The 15607-nt window shown below is 72.5% G+C and carries 17 protein-coding genes; 7 read left to right on the forward strand and 10 right to left on the reverse strand.

The genetic code is table 11. From position 1 onward, the window contains the following. Positions 1–35: 35 nt before the first annotated feature. Positions 36–1013 (forward strand): EamA family transporter, encoded by a 978-nt coding sequence (locus ACIQ5Y_RS03155; protein WP_403874404.1) that lies wholly within the window; start codon positions 36–38, stop codon positions 1011–1013. Here the strand turns inward: ACIQ5Y_RS03155 and ACIQ5Y_RS03160 are convergent. Further along, a complete protein-coding gene (locus tag ACIQ5Y_RS03160; RefSeq protein WP_403874406.1) occupies positions 956–1924 on the reverse strand; it encodes a helix-turn-helix domain-containing protein in 969 nt (322 codons plus the stop codon). The two genes, ACIQ5Y_RS03155 and ACIQ5Y_RS03160, sit on opposite strands and share 58 nt — an antisense overlap. Positions 1925–2026: 102 nt before the next feature. Between ACIQ5Y_RS03160 and ACIQ5Y_RS03165 the strand changes: the two genes are divergently transcribed. Next, positions 2027–3061 carry a saccharopine dehydrogenase family protein gene (locus ACIQ5Y_RS03165; protein WP_403874407.1) on the forward strand — a complete coding sequence of 345 codons (1035 nt, stop codon included), beginning with the start codon at positions 2027–2029 and terminating at the stop codon, positions 3059–3061. 57 nt (positions 3062–3118) lie between these two features. Here the strand turns inward: ACIQ5Y_RS03165 and ACIQ5Y_RS03170 are convergent, their stop codons facing one another. The 3 genes from ACIQ5Y_RS03170 to ACIQ5Y_RS03180 all read right to left on the reverse strand — a co-directional run bounded on the left by ACIQ5Y_RS03170 (position 3119) and on the right by ACIQ5Y_RS03180 (position 7047). Continuing rightward, positions 3119–5524 (reverse strand): ATP-binding cassette domain-containing protein, encoded by a 2406-nt coding sequence (locus ACIQ5Y_RS03170; RefSeq protein WP_403874409.1) that lies wholly within the window; start codon positions 5522–5524, stop codon positions 3119–3121. Positions 5525–5573: 49 nt separating this feature from the next. Continuing rightward, positions 5574–6005, reverse strand: a complete 432-nt coding sequence (locus ACIQ5Y_RS03175) for a VOC family protein (RefSeq protein ID WP_403874411.1) — start codon at positions 6003–6005, stop codon at positions 5574–5576. Positions 6006–6159: 154 nt separating this feature from the next. Next, positions 6160–7047, reverse strand: a complete 888-nt coding sequence (locus ACIQ5Y_RS03180) for an alpha/beta fold hydrolase (protein WP_403874413.1) — start codon at positions 7045–7047, stop codon at positions 6160–6162. Positions 7048–7207: 160 nt separating this feature from the next. Between ACIQ5Y_RS03180 and ACIQ5Y_RS03185 the strand changes: the two genes are divergently transcribed. Beyond that, entirely contained in the window at positions 7208–7918 is a 711-nt protein-coding gene (locus tag ACIQ5Y_RS03185; protein ID WP_403874414.1) for a hypothetical protein, read from the forward strand. A 9-nt stretch (positions 7919–7927) separates the two neighbouring features. On the opposite strand, the gene cpt is transcribed toward ACIQ5Y_RS03185, so the two are convergent. Continuing rightward, positions 7928–8461: a chloramphenicol phosphotransferase CPT gene (cpt, locus tag ACIQ5Y_RS03190; protein WP_403874416.1), complete on the reverse strand. Its 534-nt coding sequence runs from the start codon at positions 8459–8461 to the stop codon at positions 7928–7930. 85 nt (positions 8462–8546) lie between these two features. Between cpt and ACIQ5Y_RS03195 the strand changes: the two genes are divergently transcribed. After that, complete coding sequence (locus ACIQ5Y_RS03195) at positions 8547–9143, forward strand: GNAT family N-acetyltransferase (RefSeq protein ID WP_403874418.1); 597 nt, start codon at positions 8547–8549, stop codon at positions 9141–9143. On the opposite strand, the gene ACIQ5Y_RS03200 is transcribed toward ACIQ5Y_RS03195, so the two are convergent. Continuing rightward, positions 9102–10175, reverse strand: coding sequence for a helix-turn-helix transcriptional regulator (locus ACIQ5Y_RS03200; protein WP_403874420.1), 1074 nt, complete (start codon positions 10173–10175; stop codon positions 9102–9104). The two genes, ACIQ5Y_RS03195 and ACIQ5Y_RS03200, sit on opposite strands and share 42 nt — an antisense overlap. A 107-nt stretch (positions 10176–10282) precedes the next feature. Here ACIQ5Y_RS03200 and ACIQ5Y_RS03205 point away from each other — a divergent pair, with 107 nt between their 5' ends. Both ACIQ5Y_RS03205 and ACIQ5Y_RS03210 read left to right on the forward strand, forming a co-directional pair. Then, on the forward strand, positions 10283–10732 hold the full coding sequence (locus tag ACIQ5Y_RS03205; protein ID WP_403874422.1) for a DUF3224 domain-containing protein: 450 nt from the start codon (positions 10283–10285) through the stop codon (positions 10730–10732). A 58-nt stretch (positions 10733–10790) separates the two neighbouring features. Next, positions 10791–11315: a hypothetical protein gene (locus ACIQ5Y_RS03210; protein WP_403874424.1), complete on the forward strand. Its 525-nt coding sequence runs from the start codon at positions 10791–10793 to the stop codon at positions 11313–11315. A 17-nt stretch (positions 11316–11332) separates the two neighbouring features. Here the strand turns inward: ACIQ5Y_RS03210 and ACIQ5Y_RS03215 are convergent, their stop codons facing one another. Beyond that, the gene (locus ACIQ5Y_RS03215; protein ID WP_403874426.1) at positions 11333–12388 is read right to left on the reverse strand and encodes an aldo/keto reductase; all 1056 of its coding nucleotides are present in this window, start codon (positions 12386–12388) and stop codon (positions 11333–11335) included. Positions 12389–12484: 96 nt separating this feature from the next. Here ACIQ5Y_RS03215 and ACIQ5Y_RS03220 point away from each other — a divergent pair, with 96 nt between their 5' ends. Beyond that, positions 12485–13102, forward strand: coding sequence for a TetR/AcrR family transcriptional regulator (locus ACIQ5Y_RS03220; RefSeq protein WP_403874428.1), 618 nt, complete (start codon positions 12485–12487; stop codon positions 13100–13102). Here ACIQ5Y_RS03220 and ACIQ5Y_RS03225 read toward each other — a convergent pair. From ACIQ5Y_RS03225 to ACIQ5Y_RS03235, 3 genes are all read right to left on the reverse strand, one after another. Then, the gene (locus ACIQ5Y_RS03225; RefSeq protein WP_403874430.1) at positions 13092–13619 is read right to left on the reverse strand and encodes a hypothetical protein; all 528 of its coding nucleotides are present in this window, start codon (positions 13617–13619) and stop codon (positions 13092–13094) included. The two genes, ACIQ5Y_RS03220 and ACIQ5Y_RS03225, sit on opposite strands and share 11 nt — an antisense overlap. Positions 13620–13652: 33 nt before the next feature. Next, a complete protein-coding gene (locus ACIQ5Y_RS03230; protein WP_403874488.1) occupies positions 13653–14606 on the reverse strand; it encodes an MASE1 domain-containing protein in 954 nt (317 codons plus the stop codon). Positions 14607–14700: 94 nt separating this feature from the next. Further along, positions 14701–15546 carry a PP2C family protein-serine/threonine phosphatase gene (locus ACIQ5Y_RS03235; protein WP_403874432.1) on the reverse strand — a complete coding sequence of 282 codons (846 nt, stop codon included), beginning with the start codon at positions 15544–15546 and terminating at the stop codon, positions 14701–14703. Between the last annotated feature and the right edge of the window lie 61 nt (positions 15547–15607).

The raw sequence follows: 15607 nt of genomic DNA on the forward strand, positions 1-15607 counted from the left end.
GGACGCATGGGTGGTGGCGCGACAAGACTGCCTGTATGAGCACTTCACCGCAGCGGGAGCTGGTACCGGCAGAGGCGGAGCGGGACCCGGGACCGCGCGGCGGTGGACGGGCGCGCGGAGCGGGCGGCGCCGTCGCGCTGATCGCCGCCACGGCTCTCGCGCCGGCCGCCTGGGGGACCACGTACGCGGTCACGACGGAGCTTCTGCCGCCCGGCCACCCGCTGTTCGCCGCCCTGATGCGGTCACTGCCCGGAGGGCTGCTGCTCCTGCTCCTCACCCGGGTGCTGCCGCGCGGCGCGTGGTGGTGGAAGGCCGCCGTGCTCGGCGCCCTCAACATCGCGGCCGTCTACACGCTCCTCTTCGTGGCGGCGGAGCTGCTGCCCGGTGGTGTCGCGGGCACCCTCGCCGCCGTGCAGCCGATCATGGTCGCGGGGCTCGCGGTCGCCGTCCTGCGGGAGCGTGCCTCGGTCTGGCGCATCGGCTGGGGCATCGCCGGAGCCGCCGGCGTCGGGCTCGTGATCCTCGGTCCGAGCGCGCGACTCGACGGGGTCGGTGTGCTCGCGGGTCTCGCGGGGGCCGGTTCCATGGCACTGGGGATCGTCCTCACCAAGCACTGGGGCCGTCCCGCCGGAGTCGGCCCCGCGTCGATGGCCGGCTGGCAGCTGACCGCGGGCGGACTCGTCCTGCTGCCTCTCGTGCTGCTCTTCGAGGGCGCTCCCCCGCGTCTGGACGGGTCCGCGGTGAGCGGCTACCTGTGGCTGGGCACCGTGGGTGGATTCATCGCCCACGTGCTGTGGTTCCGCGGCATCGGACGGCTTCCCGTGACCGCGACCGGCATGCTCGTGCTGCTGTCGCCCCTGGTCTCCGCGCTCATCGGTGCGTTGATGCTCGGCGAGGCCTTCACGCCCGGGCAGCTCGCCGGATTCGGCCTCGCCCTGGCCGCCCTGCTCGCCGGTCAGCTGGACCCCGGTCGGCCGGCGGCGGCCCGTGAGGTGCGGAAGGTGCGGCGGTAGGTGTCCGGAGGGACGCCGATGGTGCGGTTGAAGTGGCGGCGCAGCGATGCGGCGGTGCCCATGCCGGTGGCCTGCGCGATGGCGTCGATGCCGTCGCCGGTGGTCTCCAGCAGCTCCTGGGCGCGCCGGATCCGCTGGGTCAGCAGCCATTGCAGCGGGGTGGTGCCGGTGACCGCCCTGAAGTGGCGGCCCAGGTGGCGCGAGCTCATGTTCGCCCGCCGGGCCATGTCCTCGACGGTCAGCGCCCGGTCGAGGCGTTCGATGGCCCAGGGGAACAGCCTGGTGAGGGGATGGTCGTCCTGGTCGGGCACCGGGGCGGGGACGAACTGGGCCTGGCCGCCGGCCCGGTGCGGGGGCACGACGAGGCGGCGGGCGATGGTGTTGGCGACCGCCGAGCCGTGGTCGAGGCGGACCAGGTGCAGGCACAGGTCCATGGCGGCGGCCTTGCCCGCCGAGGTGAGCACGCTGCCGTTGTCCACGTAGAGCACGTCCGGATCGACCTCCACCCGTGGGTGGCGGTCGGCCAGGGCGCGGGTGTGGGCCCAGTGCGTGGTCGCGCGCCGGCCGTCCAGCAGGCCGGCGGCGGCCAGTACGAAGGCGCCCGTGCACAGGGAGGCCACCCGCGCGCCCGCCTCGTGGGCCGCGCGGACCGCGTCGACCAGGTCGGCGGGCGGGTCCACGTCGATGTCGGCCCAGCCGGGGACGATGACCAGGTCGGCGGCGGCGAGGCCGTCGAGCCCGCTGTCGGGCTCCATCCGGAACCTTCCGACCCGCACGGGGCCCGGCCCGCAGAGGGCGAACTCGTACCAGGGGTCGACGAGGTGGGACAGGTCGGCGCCGAAGACCTCGCAGGCCAGGGACAGTTCGAAGTGCAGCATCCCGTCGGTGACGGCGAGCGCGACGGAATTCATGTCCGGAATTGTACGGGCCATGTCGTTCCGGACACTCGTGCCGGTCATCCACCGCCCGCATGATGTTCACAGTTCAACGGTCAAGAGCGGCGGGAGAAGCTGATGAGTGCAGGTCAGAGGGTTGCGGTGTTCGGTGCCTACGGGCACACCGGCCGTTTCGTGGTGGCGGAGCTGCTGGCGCGCGGGTTCGTCCCGATCGCGTCCGGACGCGACGCCGACAAGCTGCGGCAGCTCGCGGCCTCCCACCCCGGTCTCGACGTCCGGCCCGCCTCGGTCGACGACGCCGCCTCCCTCGACCACGCGCTCGCGGGAGCGGCCGCCGTGATCAACACCGCCGGCCCGTTCGCCACCACCGGCTCACCGGTGATCGAGGCGGCCCTGCGCGCCGGGATCCCGTACGTGGACGTGGCGGCCGAGATCGAGGCCAACGCGGACACCTTCGGGCGCTTCGCGGATCCCGCCCGGGCCGCCGGCGCCGTGGTGATCCCCGCGATGGCCTTCTTCGGCGGCCTCGGCGACCTGCTGGTCACCGCGGCGCTGGGTGACCGGACACGGGCCGACGAGGTCCACGTCGCGTACGGGCTCAGCAGCTGGCACCCCACCGCCGGCACCCGCGCCGCCGGCAAGGTCTCCGGGGAGCGCCGGAACGGCCGGCGCGTCCGCTACGGCCAGGGGCGGCTGGAGTACCACGACGACGCGCTGCCGACCCTGAAGTGGGCCTTCCCAGAGCCGTTGGGCGCACGTGAGGTGATCGGCGAGTTCACCATGGCGGACGTCGTCACCGTCCCCAGCCATCTGGACGTCCCCGAGGTCCGCACCTACATGACGGTCGAGGCCGCGGGCGAGCTGGCCGCGCCGGACACCCCGGCACCGACCGCGGTCGACGGGCGCGGGAGGTCCGCGCAGTCCTTCCTGGTCGACGTGCTGGTGCGATCCGGCGGCGAGGAGCTGCGCGCCACCGCGAGCGGCCGGGACATCTACGCCGTCAGCGCGCCGCTCGCGGTGGAGGCCGTCCACCGCGTCCTGACGGGTCGGACCACGGCGTCCTGCGGGGTCCTGTCCGCCGGGGCGGCTTTCGACGCGGCCGAGTTCCTCGGCACGCTGTCCGCGCACCTGGTCGTCGATCTGCGCCGTTAGGGCCTGTCCGACTCCGATCCGCCGGACAGGCCCCCGTCGCACCGGCGGCCCGTGGTCTCAGCCGCCCACGTAGTCGGCCAGGTGCTCGCCCGTCAGGGTGGAGCGGGCGGCGACCAGGTCGGCGGGGGTGCCCTCGAAGACGATCCGCCCGCCGTCGTGACCGGCGCCGGGGCCGAGGTCGATGATCCAGTCGGCGTGCGCCATCACCGCCGGGTGGTGCTCCACGACGATCACCGACTTGCCGGCGTCCACCAGCCGGTCGAGCAGGCCGAGCAACTGCTCCACGTCGGCGAGGTGAAGGCCGGTGGTCGGCTCGTCCAGGACGTAGACCCCGCCCTTGTCGCCCATGTGGGTGGCCAGCTTGAGCCGCTGCCGCTCGCCGCCGGACAGGGTCGTCAGCGGCTGGCCGAGGCTGAGGTAGCCGAGCCCGACGTCCGCGAGCCGCTCCAGGATCTTGTGGGCGGCCGGCGTGCGCGCCTCGCCGTCGCCGAAGAAGGCCTCGGCCTCGGTCACCGGCATCGCCAGCACCTCGCTGATGTCGCGGCCGCCGAGCCGGTACTCCAGCACCGAGGCGTCGAACCGCTTGCCCTCGCACTCCTCGCAGGTCGTGGCGACGCCCGCCATGATCGCGAGGTCGGTGTAGATGACCCCGGCTCCGTTGCAATTGGGGCAGGCGCCCTCGGAGTTGGCGCTGAACAGGGCCGGCTTGACGCCGTTGGCCTTCGCGAAGGCCTTGCGGATCGGGTCGAGCAGTCCGGTGTACGTCGCCGGGTTGCTCCGCCGCGAACCGCGGATCGGGGCCTGGTCGATCGACACCACGCCTTCCCCCGCGGCCCCCGACAGATGGGGCAGCGACCCGTGCACGAGCGAGCTCTTGCCGGAACCGGCGACCCCGGTGACGACGCAGAGCACACCGAGCGGGACGTCGACGTCGACGTTCCGCAGGTTGTGCGCCGTCGCGCCGCGGATCTCCAGCGTCCCGGTGGCGGTCCGCGTCTTCTCCTTCACGGAGGCCCGGTCGTCGAGGTGGCGGCCGGTGATGGTGTCGCCGGCGCGCAGCCCCTCGACGGTGCCCTCGAAGCAGACCGCGCCGCCCGCCTGTCCGGCACCCGGCCCGAGGTCGACGACGTGGTCGGCGATCGCGATCGTCTGCGGCTTGTGCTCCACGACCAGCACGGTGTTGCCCTTGTCCCGCAGGCGCAGCAGCAGGTCGTTCATCCGGCTGATGTCGTGCGGGTGCAGGCCCGTGGTGGGCTCGTCGAAGACGTACGTGACGTCGGTGAGCGAGGAGCCCAGGTGGCGGATCATCCTGACGCGCTGCGCCTCGCCGCCCGACAGCGTGCCCGCCGGCCGGTCGAGGGCGAGGTAGCCCAGGCCGATCTCGGTAAACGAGTCGAGAGTGTGCCGCAGCGCGTCAAGCAGCGGCGCCACCGAGGGCTCCTGGACGCCCCGGACCCATTCGGCGAGGTCGCTGATCTGCATCGCGCAGGCGTCGGCGATGCTGATCCCCTTGATCTTCGAGGAGCGGGCGCCCTCGCTGAGCCGGGTGCCTTCGCACTCGGGGCAGGTGGTGAAGGTGACCGCCCGGTCGACGAAGGCCCGGATGTGCGGCTGCATGCCCTCCTTGTCCTTGGCGAGCATCGACTTCTGGATCCGCGGGATCAGACCTTCGTAGGTCATGTTGATGCCCGCGATCTTCATTCTGGTCGGCTCGCGGTGCAGGAAGTCGGCAAGCTCCTTCTTGGTGTACTTGCGGATCGGCTTGTCCGGATCGAAGAAGCCGGATTCGCTGTAGAGCCGGGAGTTCCAGCCGCCGCCCGTGTAGCCGGGGACCGTGATCGCGCCCTCGGCGAGCGACTTGGACGCGTCGTACAGCTGGGTCAGGTCGAGATCGGTGACCGTGCCCCGCCCCTCGCAGCGCGGACACATGCCACCGGTGATGCTGAAGGTCCGCTTCTCCTTCACCTTCTGTCCGGCGCGCTCCACGGTGACCGCGCCCGCTCCGCTGATCGACGCGACGTTGAAGGAGAACGCCTTCGGCGAGCCGATGTGCGGCTTCCCGAGCCTGCTGAAGAGGATGCGGAGCATCGCGTTGGCGTCGGTGGCGGTGCCGACCGTGGAGCGGGGGTCGGCACCCATCCGCTGCTGATCGACGGTGATCACGGTGGTCAGCCCGTCGAGGACGTCGACCTCGGGCCGCGCCAGGGTGGGCATGAAGCCCTGTACGAAGGCGCTGTAGGTCTCGTTGATCAGCCGCTGCGATTCCGCGGCGATGGTGTCGAAGACCAGCGAACTCTTGCCCGAGCCGGACACGCCGGTGAACACCGTCAGCCGCCGCTTCGGGATCTCGATGCTGACGTCCTTGAGGTTGTTCTCGCGCGCACCGTGCACGCGGATCAAGTCGTGGCTGTCGGCAACGTGCGGCGCGGGCGACCGCGTGTCCGTCCTCGTGGCCTTGCTCATGGTGTCTCCATCTGTGCGCTGGACGAAACGGAAGATCTGTTCGATCCAATCAGTTTCGGGCTCGGCGCACCTCGTTGATCCGGATCAGGTTGCCGGCGGGGTCGCGGAACGCGCAGTCGCGTCCGCCGTAGGGCTGCTCGGTGGGCTCCTGCACGAACTCCGCTCCCCCGGCCTTCAGCCGCGCGAAGGTGCCGTCGAGGTCCTCGGTGCCGAGGACGATGCGGGCGTAGGTGCCCTTGGCCATCATCTCGACGATGGTACGGCGCTCCTCCTCGGTGATGCCGGGGTCGGCGGCCGGCGGCTCCAGCACGATCGACGTGCCGGGCCGGCCGGCGGGGCCGACCGTGATCCAGCGCATCGCGCCCTGCCCGACGTCGTTTCGGACCTCGAAGCCGAGGACGTCGCGGTAGAAGGCCAGGGAGGCCTCGGGGTCGGTGTGCGGGAGGAAGGTCCAGTGAACGGTGATGTCTGTGTTGTCCATGTCCCTCACGCTAGCCGCGCCCCCGTGAGCAGGGCTTCTCCGATCCTGATCGGTTCCACCGATGCCGGGCGGATGCCGGACGGATGACGGACGGATGCCCGGCGGATGCCCGGCGGAGGCCCGGCGGAGGCCCGGCGGAGGCCCGGCGGGTGGATCATTCGCCGGTACGGAGTGCCTCGCGCAGCGCCTGTGCGAACTCCTCGGGGGCGCCCTCCCGGCCGTACTCGCCGCCCAGGAAGCCTCCGTGGTGGCTGGGGAACACGCTCAGCCCCGTGCCGAGCGCGGCGGCGATCTCCGCCGCGGCGCGGGCGGGGAACTCGTCTTCGGACTCCTTGCCCGCCGCGATGACGATGTGCGTCGGCGCGGCGCGCAGCGCCTCGAAGTCGGGCAGGTAGCCGGTGCAGGTCCGCATGTTCAGGCCCAGGAGCGCGTCGTCCCGCTTGCCGTCGTCCTCGGTCGGCAGTCCGAACTCGGAGGGCGACGGAAGCGGCTCATCGGCCCAGTCGGCGGGGAAGGGCCCCTTGCGGGACACCACGGAGAAGAACTTGACCATCGCGGGCCCCATCCCCTCGCGCAGGTAGGTCGCGTGGATGTCCTCGCAGACCGCCAGCACCACCTCGCGGTCGGGGAGGACCCGCGCCGAGGGCGGCTCGTGTGCGACGAGGTTGCGCACCAGGGACCCCTGTCCCTCCACCAGGGCGAGCGCGTTCACGGCGCCACCGCTGCTCGCGAACACGTCCACCGGGCCCGTTCCGAGGGCCTCGATCACGCGCCGCAGATCGTCGGCGTGCTCCTCGGGCGTGTTCTCGGTCGCGCCGTCGGTGCGGGGGCTGCGGCCCACGCCCCGGGGGTCGTAGGTGACCACCGTACGGTCGGTGAAGTAGGAGGCGAGGGTGGCGAACCCGGTGGCGTCCATCGGCGAGCCGACCAGCAGCAGCGCGGGGTCGGCGGCCGGGTCGCCGGCGGCGGCGGCGCGGACGTCGTAGGTGATCCGGGCACCCGCGGCGTCCAGGGTGTGGGTCTTGGTCTCGATCTCGGTCATTTCCGTCTCCTCGGTGGCCGGTCGTCACAGGGGTGGACCGCCTCGGCTCCCGGAACTCATCGGTCCCGCCCGAAGTTTTTCGGGATCCTCCCGGCGCCGATCACGGCGACGGCCCGTGTGACGATGTCCCGTCGGCACAACCGCACCTCATGGGGGGACCATGCGCACCCGCACCACCACCGCCACGACCGGCCTCGTTGCCGCGCTCGCAACGATGCTGATCCTGGGCGGGTGCACCGCTCCGGGCGGGGAGCGGCAGGGGTCGGGGACCGCGCCGGCCACCGCTTCCGCGCCCGCGCCGGGTGGCGGCTCCTTCGACGGACCCCGGCCCCAGGACCAGAACCTCCTCGCCTGGACGGGCGACCCCAATGACGCGGGGCACGTCACCGCCCAGTCGGCCGCGGGCGTCGGCGGACGGGTCACCCTGGTGCGGATCGTCCTGCGCGAGCGGATCACCTGGTCGAACATCTGGCTCGGTCTGGCGGGCATCGACCCGAACGCCCAGCTCGCCAACTGCTACCTCGGTGTGTACGACGCGGGCGGCGCCCTGGTCGGGACCACCGAGGACATCTCGCCGCAGCTGATGACCGACGCGATCGCCAAGCCCTTCGCCCTCTCCAAGCCGTTCACGGCCGCCCCCGGCACCTACTTCATCGCCCTGCTGCTCAACGGCAATTGGGCGACGAACGGGCTCACCCTCAAGGCGACGGGGGCGGGCATCTCGGTCAACGCGGGCCTGGCGCCCCCGCAGCTCCGCTACAGCACCGTGCTGACGGGTCAGACCTCGCTGCCGCGCACGGTGAACCTCGCGGAACAGTCCACCAGCACCATCAACACCGGCTGGGCCAGCCAGTGGTACGCGGTCTCCTGAGCCGCCCGGTCAGCGGACGTGGGCGGCGATGGCCTGCGCGCAGAGCAGCGACTCGGTGTGCGTCGTGTCCACCTCCACGTCGTAGGCGACGCCCTCGTGGACCAGGTCCGCCTGCGCCGCGGCCATCCCCCGGACCCTGTCGCCCCGGGCGATCTCGCGGCCCTCGGCGACGGCGCTCTCGCACCTGACGCCCACCCACAGCACGTCCACTCCCCCGAGCGCCTTCTGCCAACGCTGCCGGGACGCCGCTCCACCGAGGAAGACGTCGTCGATGATGACCCTGGCCCCGGCCCGGACCATCGCCACGATGCCTTCCGTCCAGGCCTCCTCCAGCGCCCGGAACTCCGCGCCGACGCTCACCCCGCCGTCGGCGTCGAAGGTGATCCCGTCGTCCGACGCCCGCATCCGCGCGGGAAGCGCGTCGACGAACGAGTCGCATCCGAACGCCAGCCACGGATCGGGCAGTACGTCCTGCAGACAGCGCACGATGCCGGACTTGCCCGAGCTGGAACCACCGTTGAGAATGATCATCCGAGTCGTCACCGCGCCACAGTAGGGCGCCGGCCGCAGGCGTGTCCCGGGGGTTTGGATGTTGGAGACCGGACGGTCGTGGGTCCGAGGATGGGCCGTGGCCCGGGGGATGCCCGAGCCGGTGGACGTGCCCTGGGGACTGCGGATCCAGACCGGAGTGCCGACCCAGGTGGTGCGTCACGTCCTGCTCGACACCGATGCCGAGACCGCCCGGGGGCTCATCGGCACGATCACCGAGCCCACCACGTGCGTCAAGGCCTTCCTCGCACCGGCCGACATGGAACCGTGGTTCTCGTCCGCATGGGAGCCCACCGATCCCTGCTTCCTGATGGCCGTCGATCTGCGACCGTCGCGCGTGCGGGCGCCGGACGGGTACACCGTCACCGTCGAGACCACCGGCGGCGTCACCCACGTGCGCGTCCTGAGCGACGCCGACGGGGAACTCGCCGCGTGCGGCCGGGCCGGTCTGACCGGTACGGCCTGCGTCTTCGACCAGATCGTCACCGAACCGTCCCACCAGCGCCGTGGCCTGGGGACGGTGGTGATGGCCTCGCTCACCAACACGGCCGTCGACAGCGGGGCCTCCGCGGGCGTTCTGGGTGCGACCGTCCAGGGCCGGGCGCTCTATGAGGCGCTCGGCTGGAAGGTCCTCTCACCCTTGAGCGGGTTCGTCTACCAACCCGTCGCCTCCTAGCCGCTGCGGGCCGTAGCGTTCGGCCAGGACGGCCACCGCCTCGGCGACCGCCTGGCGGAGTTCGGGCGGGCCGAGGACCTCGGCTTCGGGGCCGAGGCGCAGCAGGTCTCCGACCGCTACGGCCTGGGACTCCACGGGGAGGCTGACGTGGAGCCGGCCCTCCGCGTCTACGGCGTCCGCGCCGGCCGCCTCCGCGTCCGCGAGGGCGCGTACGCCCGCCGAGCCGAAGTACATGGGCAGCAGTTTCCGGGCGCGCGGGGAGAGCCGCAGGACGGCGGTCTGCCGCAGCAGCGAGCTCTCCAGCCGGCGTGAGCTCTCCTGCCAGTACGCGGCCAGGTCGAAGCCGGTGGGCCGCTCGAAGCCGGCCTCCAGGGTCTCGACCGCCAGGAACCGGCCCACGCGGTAGGTCCGCACCACCTCCTCCTCCGCCTCAGCCTCCACCTCCGCCTCCGCCTCCGCCTCCGCCCGGGCCACCAGGTACCAGATGCCGCCCTTCACCACGAGGCCGAGCGGGCTCAGATCGCGGTGGACCTCGCCGCCCCAGCGGCGGTAGTGCGTGCGCAGGATCCGCTGGTCCCACACCGCCTGCGCGATCCGCGCGAGGTGCGGTACGGGGTCGGCGTCGCGGAACCAGGCCGGGGCGTCCAGGTGGAACCTGGCTTGGATCCGCCGTGCCCTGGAGGCGAGTTCGGCGGGCAGTGACGCCTGGAGTTTGAGTTGCGCTGCGGCCAGGTCGGCGCCGAGGCCGAGTTCCCGCGCGGGGCCGGGTGCGCCGGCGAGGAAGAGGGAGCCGGCCTGGGCGTCGGTGAGGCCGGTGAGCCGGGTGCGGTAGCCGTCCATCAGCCGGTACCCGCCGGCCGGGCCCCGGTCGGCGTGCACGGGGACTCCGGAGGCGCTCAGCGCGTCGATGTCCCGGTAGACGGTACGGACCGACACCTCGAGTTCGGCGGCGAGCTCGGGGGCGGTCATCCGGCCGCGGTTCTGGAGCAGCAGGAGGAGGGAGAGGAGCCGGTCTGCGCGCATGCGGTTCATTGTCCGGGATACCTGACAGAACATGTCAGGAATCCCGGACAGGCTGTTCCCACGCCGGGGGCACCGACCGCCCGCCGGTCGACGACGCACAGCGCAGGAGGACCACCATGCCCACGCCCACGCCCGCTCCCACGCAGACCGGCGGCCACTTCACCTTCGCCGACTGGGAGGAACAGCCCGTGGGCCCGGCCGGCACCGCACCCCGGCTCGCCCGCGCCACGGTGACCAACTCCTTCTCCGGCGCGATCGAGGCCCCCGGCACCGGCTGCTCGTACACGATCGCGTACACCGGGGAGACCTCCGGCACCTACACCGGCATGGAGCTCCTGTCCGGCACGGTCGACGGCCTCGAGGGGACGTTCGTCCTGGAGGAGCGGGGCGATTTCGACTCCTCGGGCACACGCTGCCGCTTCGAGGTGGTCCCGGGCTCGGGCACCGGCGAACTGACCGGCCTGTCGGGCTCGGGCGGGTTCGACCACCGGCACGGCGAGCAGTCCGTCGCGTACACCTTCACGTACACGCTGGACCGGAGCGTCCCCTCCGCCGACCCCGCCTGATCCGACAGGCCCCAGGTACAGACGCCAGCGCGGCCCCGGTCCCGTTAGGCCGGCCGGCGTGACGGCGACGCGGGGGCGGACCTACCGATACGTGGGGCCGGCGGAGCTCCGTGCGCTCGCCCGGCCGGAAGCCGTGGGTACGGGAATCGCGTCCTCCGCGGACTTCGGCGACTGGCTGGCCGACCGGCCGGCACGGGAGACGGCCGAGCCCTTCACCTTCGTCGTGGAGGCGTCGGGCATGCTGCGGCTCGCGGTGCGCCGGAGCGAGCACGTGGTGTGCGCCGGCGGCGGAAGCGTTCTGGCGGCCGGGGAGATGGGCTTCCGCGAGGAGTCCGGGCTGTGGGTGGTCTCCGAGGTCAGCAACCAGTCGACCGGCTACTGCCCCGATGTCACCTCGTGGACGGCCGTCGCGGAGGCCCTGGACGCGGCGGGGATCGCGCGCCCGGGCGGTTTCACCCACGCGGTGGTGTTCCGGCGCTGCCCCGGATGCGGTGAGGTCGGCATCGTGCGGGACGAGGACTACTTCTGCGTCTTCTGCGGTGCGCAACTGCCGGAGGAGTGGAACGTGGACGAGGCACGCTGACCCCGCCGCCTCGGTCCCTACGGCAGTTCCGCGGCCGGGCGGATCAGGGGCGGGTTGAGGCGGGCGAAGGCCTCCTGGCGTTCGTACGGGAAGTACGGGTACGGGGCCGGCCTGTGGCTCGCGGCGTCGAGGCGGGCCGTCTGCTCGGGGGACAGCGTCCAGCCGGTCGCGCCGATGTTCTGACGCAGCTGGGCCTCGTTGCGGGCGCCGATGATGACGGAGGACACGGTGGGGCGTCCCAGCAGCCAGTTGATGGCCACCTGGGGGACGCTCCGGCCCGTCTCCCGCGCGACCTCGTCGAGGGCGTCGACCACGTCGTAGAGGTGTCCGTCCTCGACGGGCGGGCCGTAGTCGGCGGTCTGGTGCAGACGGCTCCCCTCGGGCAGCGGTCGGCCGCGGCGCAGCTTGCCCGTCAGGCGGCCCCAGCCGAGGGGGCTCCAGACCATGGCGCCGACGCCCTGGTCGTGGCCGAGGGGCATCAGCTCCCATTCGTAGTCGCGACCGATGAGGGAGTAGTAGACCTGGTGGGCCACGTAGCGCGGGAAGCCGTGCTCCTCGGAGGCGGCCAGGGACTTCATCAGCTGCCAGCCGGCGAAGTTGGAGACGCCGATGTAGCGGATCTTCCCCGCCCGCACGAGTTGGTCGAGCGTCGACAGCACTTCCTCGACGGGGGTGGCGGCGTCGAAGGCGTGCAGCTGGAAGAGGTCGATGTAATCGGTGCCGAGCCGGCGCAGGGCGTCCTCCGTCGCCCTGATCAGGCGCGAGCGGGAGGTGCCGGCGTCCCCCGGCCCGTCGCCCGTCGGCAGGCCGGCCTTGGTGGACAGCAGCACCTCGTCCCGGCGGCCCTTGACCGCCTGGCCGAGGACCTCCTCGGAGGCGCCCGCCGAGTACACGTCGGCGGTGTCGAACATCGTGATGCCCGCCTCCAGGCAGATGTCCACCAGCCGTCGCGCCTCCTGCGCGTCCGTGGTGCCCCAGGCGCCGAACAGCGGCCCCTGGCCGCCGAAGGTGCCGGCGCCGAAGCTGAGGGCGGGGACCTTGAGGCCTGACGTGCCGAGCTGCCTGTATTCCATGATGGATCCCTCCAGCGAGCGGTAATGGAACGTTGGACCCGTTAAGGTGGGTCCAACCTAACAGGAGATCGGCACTAATGGAACCGGAGACCCGTTATGACATCCAGTGGTGAGGGAGCCGAGCCGGGAAGCGTCCGCCCCGGGGGCCGTACGGCCCGGGTCCGGGCCGCGGTGCTGGAGGCGGCCGGGGACACCCTGGCCGAGCACGGCTTCCACGGGCTGGACCTGGCGGAGATCGCCCGCCGTGCCGAGGTGGGGAAGACGACCGTGTACCGCCGCTGGGGAACCGCCACCGGCCTGGTCGCGGATCTGCTGGCGGACATGGCCGAACAGTCCCTGCCGCGCGCCGAGACCGGTTCGCTGCTGGAGGACATGCGGGCCAACGCAGCCCTCGTACGCCGCACCCTGGCCGACCCCCGTCAGGGGGCCCTGTTCAAGGCCGTGATCGCCGCCGCCACGAGCGACGCGAAGACCGCGGAGGCACTGCACCGCTTCTACGAGGTCCGCCTCGCCGAGTGGGCGCCGTGCGTTCGGGAGGCCGTCGAGCGGGGCGAACTGCCGGAGGGCACCGACGCCGCCGAGGTGGTCCGCGCGGTATCGGCCCCCCTCTACTACCGCTTCCTGACCTCCGCGGCCCCGTTGGACGAGGCCACGGCGGAGCGGGCGGCGCAGGCCGCCGTCGCAGCGGCCCGGGCGGGCGTCTTCACCGGGTGACCTGCGCGGTCACGGCCCAAGGCTGGATCACCAGCAGCCAGACACCGTACATCGGGACGGTCACCGGGAGCACGAAGGCGTCGCTCCGGACCCGGGTCAGCCGGCGGCGGGCGCCCGCCGTCAGCCGCCCGCGGCGCAGGGCCGACTTGGCGATCTCGTGCGCGGCCTCTCGGGAGACGCAGAGGGCCGAGGGCAACGCCGCCGCGGCCGCCACGAGGTAGCCGGTCAGCGGTGAACGGGGCAGGAACAGGCCGCCCACCATCACGGCCACGGTGATCAGGAACCAGGCCGCGCCCAGGAACCCGAACAGGGAGACGGCCTGCATCCACACCTGGTCGGTCTTGTGGCCGATCCGTCCCACGCGTGCGCGCCCGACCGTGGCCATGACCTCTTCGGACTCGGCGACCCGGGCCGCGGCCTCCGCGCTGTCGCGTTCGAGCGCCAGCCCCACCGCGTACATCACGAGTCGCTCGGCGCGCCCCACAGGGGTCTGCGAAGGGGGCTTCGGCGTGCTCATCACGACTCCGGGGGTGGGCGGCAACCGCAAGTGTCACCGCCCGGGCTTCCCGCGGCTGAGCTGGTCCACCAGTTCCGCGAGGTCCTCACAGACCTGCTCGATCTTCAGGCGGACGTTGTTCTGCTCGGTGACGAGCGCCGACAGTAGCAGGCCCGTCAAGGCCGCGGCCCCGTTGAGGGCCTGGAGGTTGACCATGATCTCGAAGAGGGTGTGGCGGGCGAACGGACCCTCCCGGTCGATGGCGGCCGAGATCGCCAGGACGGAGATGATCAGGGCGCACGGCGCGCTCCCGGCCAGCTGGAAACGTACCGCCGCCCAGATGAGCAGCGGGAACACCAGGAACAGCAAGGACAGCGAACTCTGGGTGGCCGCGAGGGTGACGCCCACCGCCGCCGCCAACAGCGCCACCGCCTCCGCCACGCGGTAGGGGTCGGCGGGCCACCTGAGCGTGGGCAGGACCAGCAGCACCGGCGTCACGATGAGCACGCCCATCGCGTCCCCCGCCCACCAGGCCCACCACGTCGGCCAGAAATCCGCGGTCGGCAGGTCCCCGGTGACCACCAGCGTCCCGGTCCCGGCACTCGCGCTGATCAACATGGGGACGAGGCCGCCCAGGAAGACCAGCGCCAGTCCGTCGCGCAGCCGGTCCAGCTCGACGCGGAAGCCGACCCGGCGGAGCAGCAGGTAGGCGCAGACCGGGGCGAGGGTGTTCCCGGCCACGATGCCCAGGCCCGGCGCGTCGAAGGCGGTGATGTGCTGGATCGCGAGGAACGTGCCGATCGCGATCCCCGGCCAGACCCGGATGCCCAGCCACAGCAGGCAGGCGACGGCGATGCCGGTGGGCGGCCACAGGGGCGTGACCATCGCACCCTCGACGACCACGCGATGCCGCAGGCCGAGGCGAGCACTCGCGTAGTAGACGAGGGCGACGGCGAGGATCGGCAGGAGGACCGCGGGGAAACGTCGCCATGGCTCGGTGCGCACCACAGCATCAGACAACAGTCCCAAGGTCCGGCGGACCGTGACACGCGGCGATCGGGGGGTCAGGGCCCGGCATGGCCGGTCGGCGCGTCGTGGCGGGTCATGGCGCGTCCCGACCCGTCCCGACCCGTCCCGGCCCGTCGTGGCTGAGGACGAGCACCGCCGCGTCGTCGGCGTGGCCGGTGGAATCGGCGACCTTCATCACCTCGGCGGCCAGCTCCTCGGGGTCGGTGCCCGCCCCTTCCCTGACCACGCGGACCACGCGCTCCAGCCCCACGTCGATCGGGAACGCCGGCCCTTCGACCACGCCGTCGGTGAGCAGGACGATCGACCCCGCGGCGGCGATCCGGCGTCTGGTGACCGCGTACCCGCCGCCGGGCAGCATGCCCAGCGGCGGACCTCCGGCGTCCTCGGCGATCCCGCACCGGCCGTCGACCGTGGCCCAGACCGCGGGCACGTGACCGGCCCGGGCGCTTTCGATCTCCCAGGTCTCCGGGTCGAAGCGGAGCAGGGTGCAGGTGGCGAACAGCTCCCGGCCCATGGCGAGCAGCACCTCGTTCGCCCTGGTCAGCACTTCGCCGGGGTCGTCCACCACGGAGGCCACGGCGCGCAGGCCTATGCGGACCTGGCCCATGAAGGCCGCCGCCTCCACGTCGTGGCCCTGTACGTCGCCGATGGAGAAGGCGAGCGCGCCCTCGGACAGCCGGAAGCCGTCGTACCAGTCGCCGCCTATGTCCAGGCCGTGCCGGGCGGGCGCGTACCGGGCCGCGGCACGCAACCCCGGCACGACGGGCAGTGAGGCCGGGAGCAGCTCGCGCTGCAGCGCCTCGGCCAGCTCCACGCGGGCCTGCTGGAGCTCCACCCCTTCCCGGGTCTGCGCCGCGAGCCGCCGCAGGGTGCTCAGCAGCTCGGCGCTGGTCGCCCGCGGTGTCCGCCGCGGGCTCATGGACCACTCCGGGGTGCAGGTGAATCCATTCGCCTCTGCTTCCGATGTACGAAAAGCCCGC

This window comes from Streptomyces sp. NPDC096339 (assembly GCF_044762985.1).
In the GTDB taxonomy this organism is placed as follows: domain Bacteria; phylum Actinomycetota; class Actinomycetes; order Streptomycetales; family Streptomycetaceae; genus Streptomyces.

Coding starts and splice junctions, on each gene's coding strand:
- ACIQ5Y_RS03155 (WP_403874404.1), top strand. CDS start 36: ATGAGCACTTCACCGCAGCGGGAGCTGGTACCGGCAGAGGCGGAGCGG.
- ACIQ5Y_RS03160 (WP_403874406.1), bottom strand. CDS start 1,924: ATGAATTCCGTCGCGCTCGCCGTCACCGACGGGATGCTGCACTTCGAA.
- ACIQ5Y_RS03165 (WP_403874407.1), top strand. CDS start 2,027: ATGAGTGCAGGTCAGAGGGTTGCGGTGTTCGGTGCCTACGGGCACACC.
- ACIQ5Y_RS03170 (WP_403874409.1), bottom strand. CDS start 5,524: ATGAGCAAGGCCACGAGGACGGACACGCGGTCGCCCGCGCCGCACGTT.
- ACIQ5Y_RS03175 (WP_403874411.1), bottom strand. CDS start 6,005: ATGGACAACACAGACATCACCGTTCACTGGACCTTCCTCCCGCACACC.
- ACIQ5Y_RS03180 (WP_403874413.1), bottom strand. CDS start 7,047: ATGACCGAGATCGAGACCAAGACCCACACCCTGGACGCCGCGGGTGCC.
- ACIQ5Y_RS03185 (WP_403874414.1), top strand. CDS start 7,208: ATGCGCACCCGCACCACCACCGCCACGACCGGCCTCGTTGCCGCGCTC.
- ACIQ5Y_RS03200 (WP_403874420.1), bottom strand. CDS start 10,175: ATGAACCGCATGCGCGCAGACCGGCTCCTCTCCCTCCTCCTGCTGCTC.
- ACIQ5Y_RS03205 (WP_403874422.1), top strand. CDS start 10,283: ATGCCCACGCCCACGCCCGCTCCCACGCAGACCGGCGGCCACTTCACC.
- ACIQ5Y_RS03215 (WP_403874426.1), bottom strand. CDS start 12,388: ATGGAATACAGGCAGCTCGGCACGTCAGGCCTCAAGGTCCCCGCCCTC.
- ACIQ5Y_RS03220 (WP_403874428.1), top strand. CDS start 12,485: ATGACATCCAGTGGTGAGGGAGCCGAGCCGGGAAGCGTCCGCCCCGGG.
- ACIQ5Y_RS03225 (WP_403874430.1), bottom strand. CDS start 13,619: ATGAGCACGCCGAAGCCCCCTTCGCAGACCCCTGTGGGGCGCGCCGAG.
- ACIQ5Y_RS03235 (WP_403874432.1), bottom strand. CDS start 15,546: ATGAGCCCGCGGCGGACACCGCGGGCGACCAGCGCCGAGCTGCTGAGC.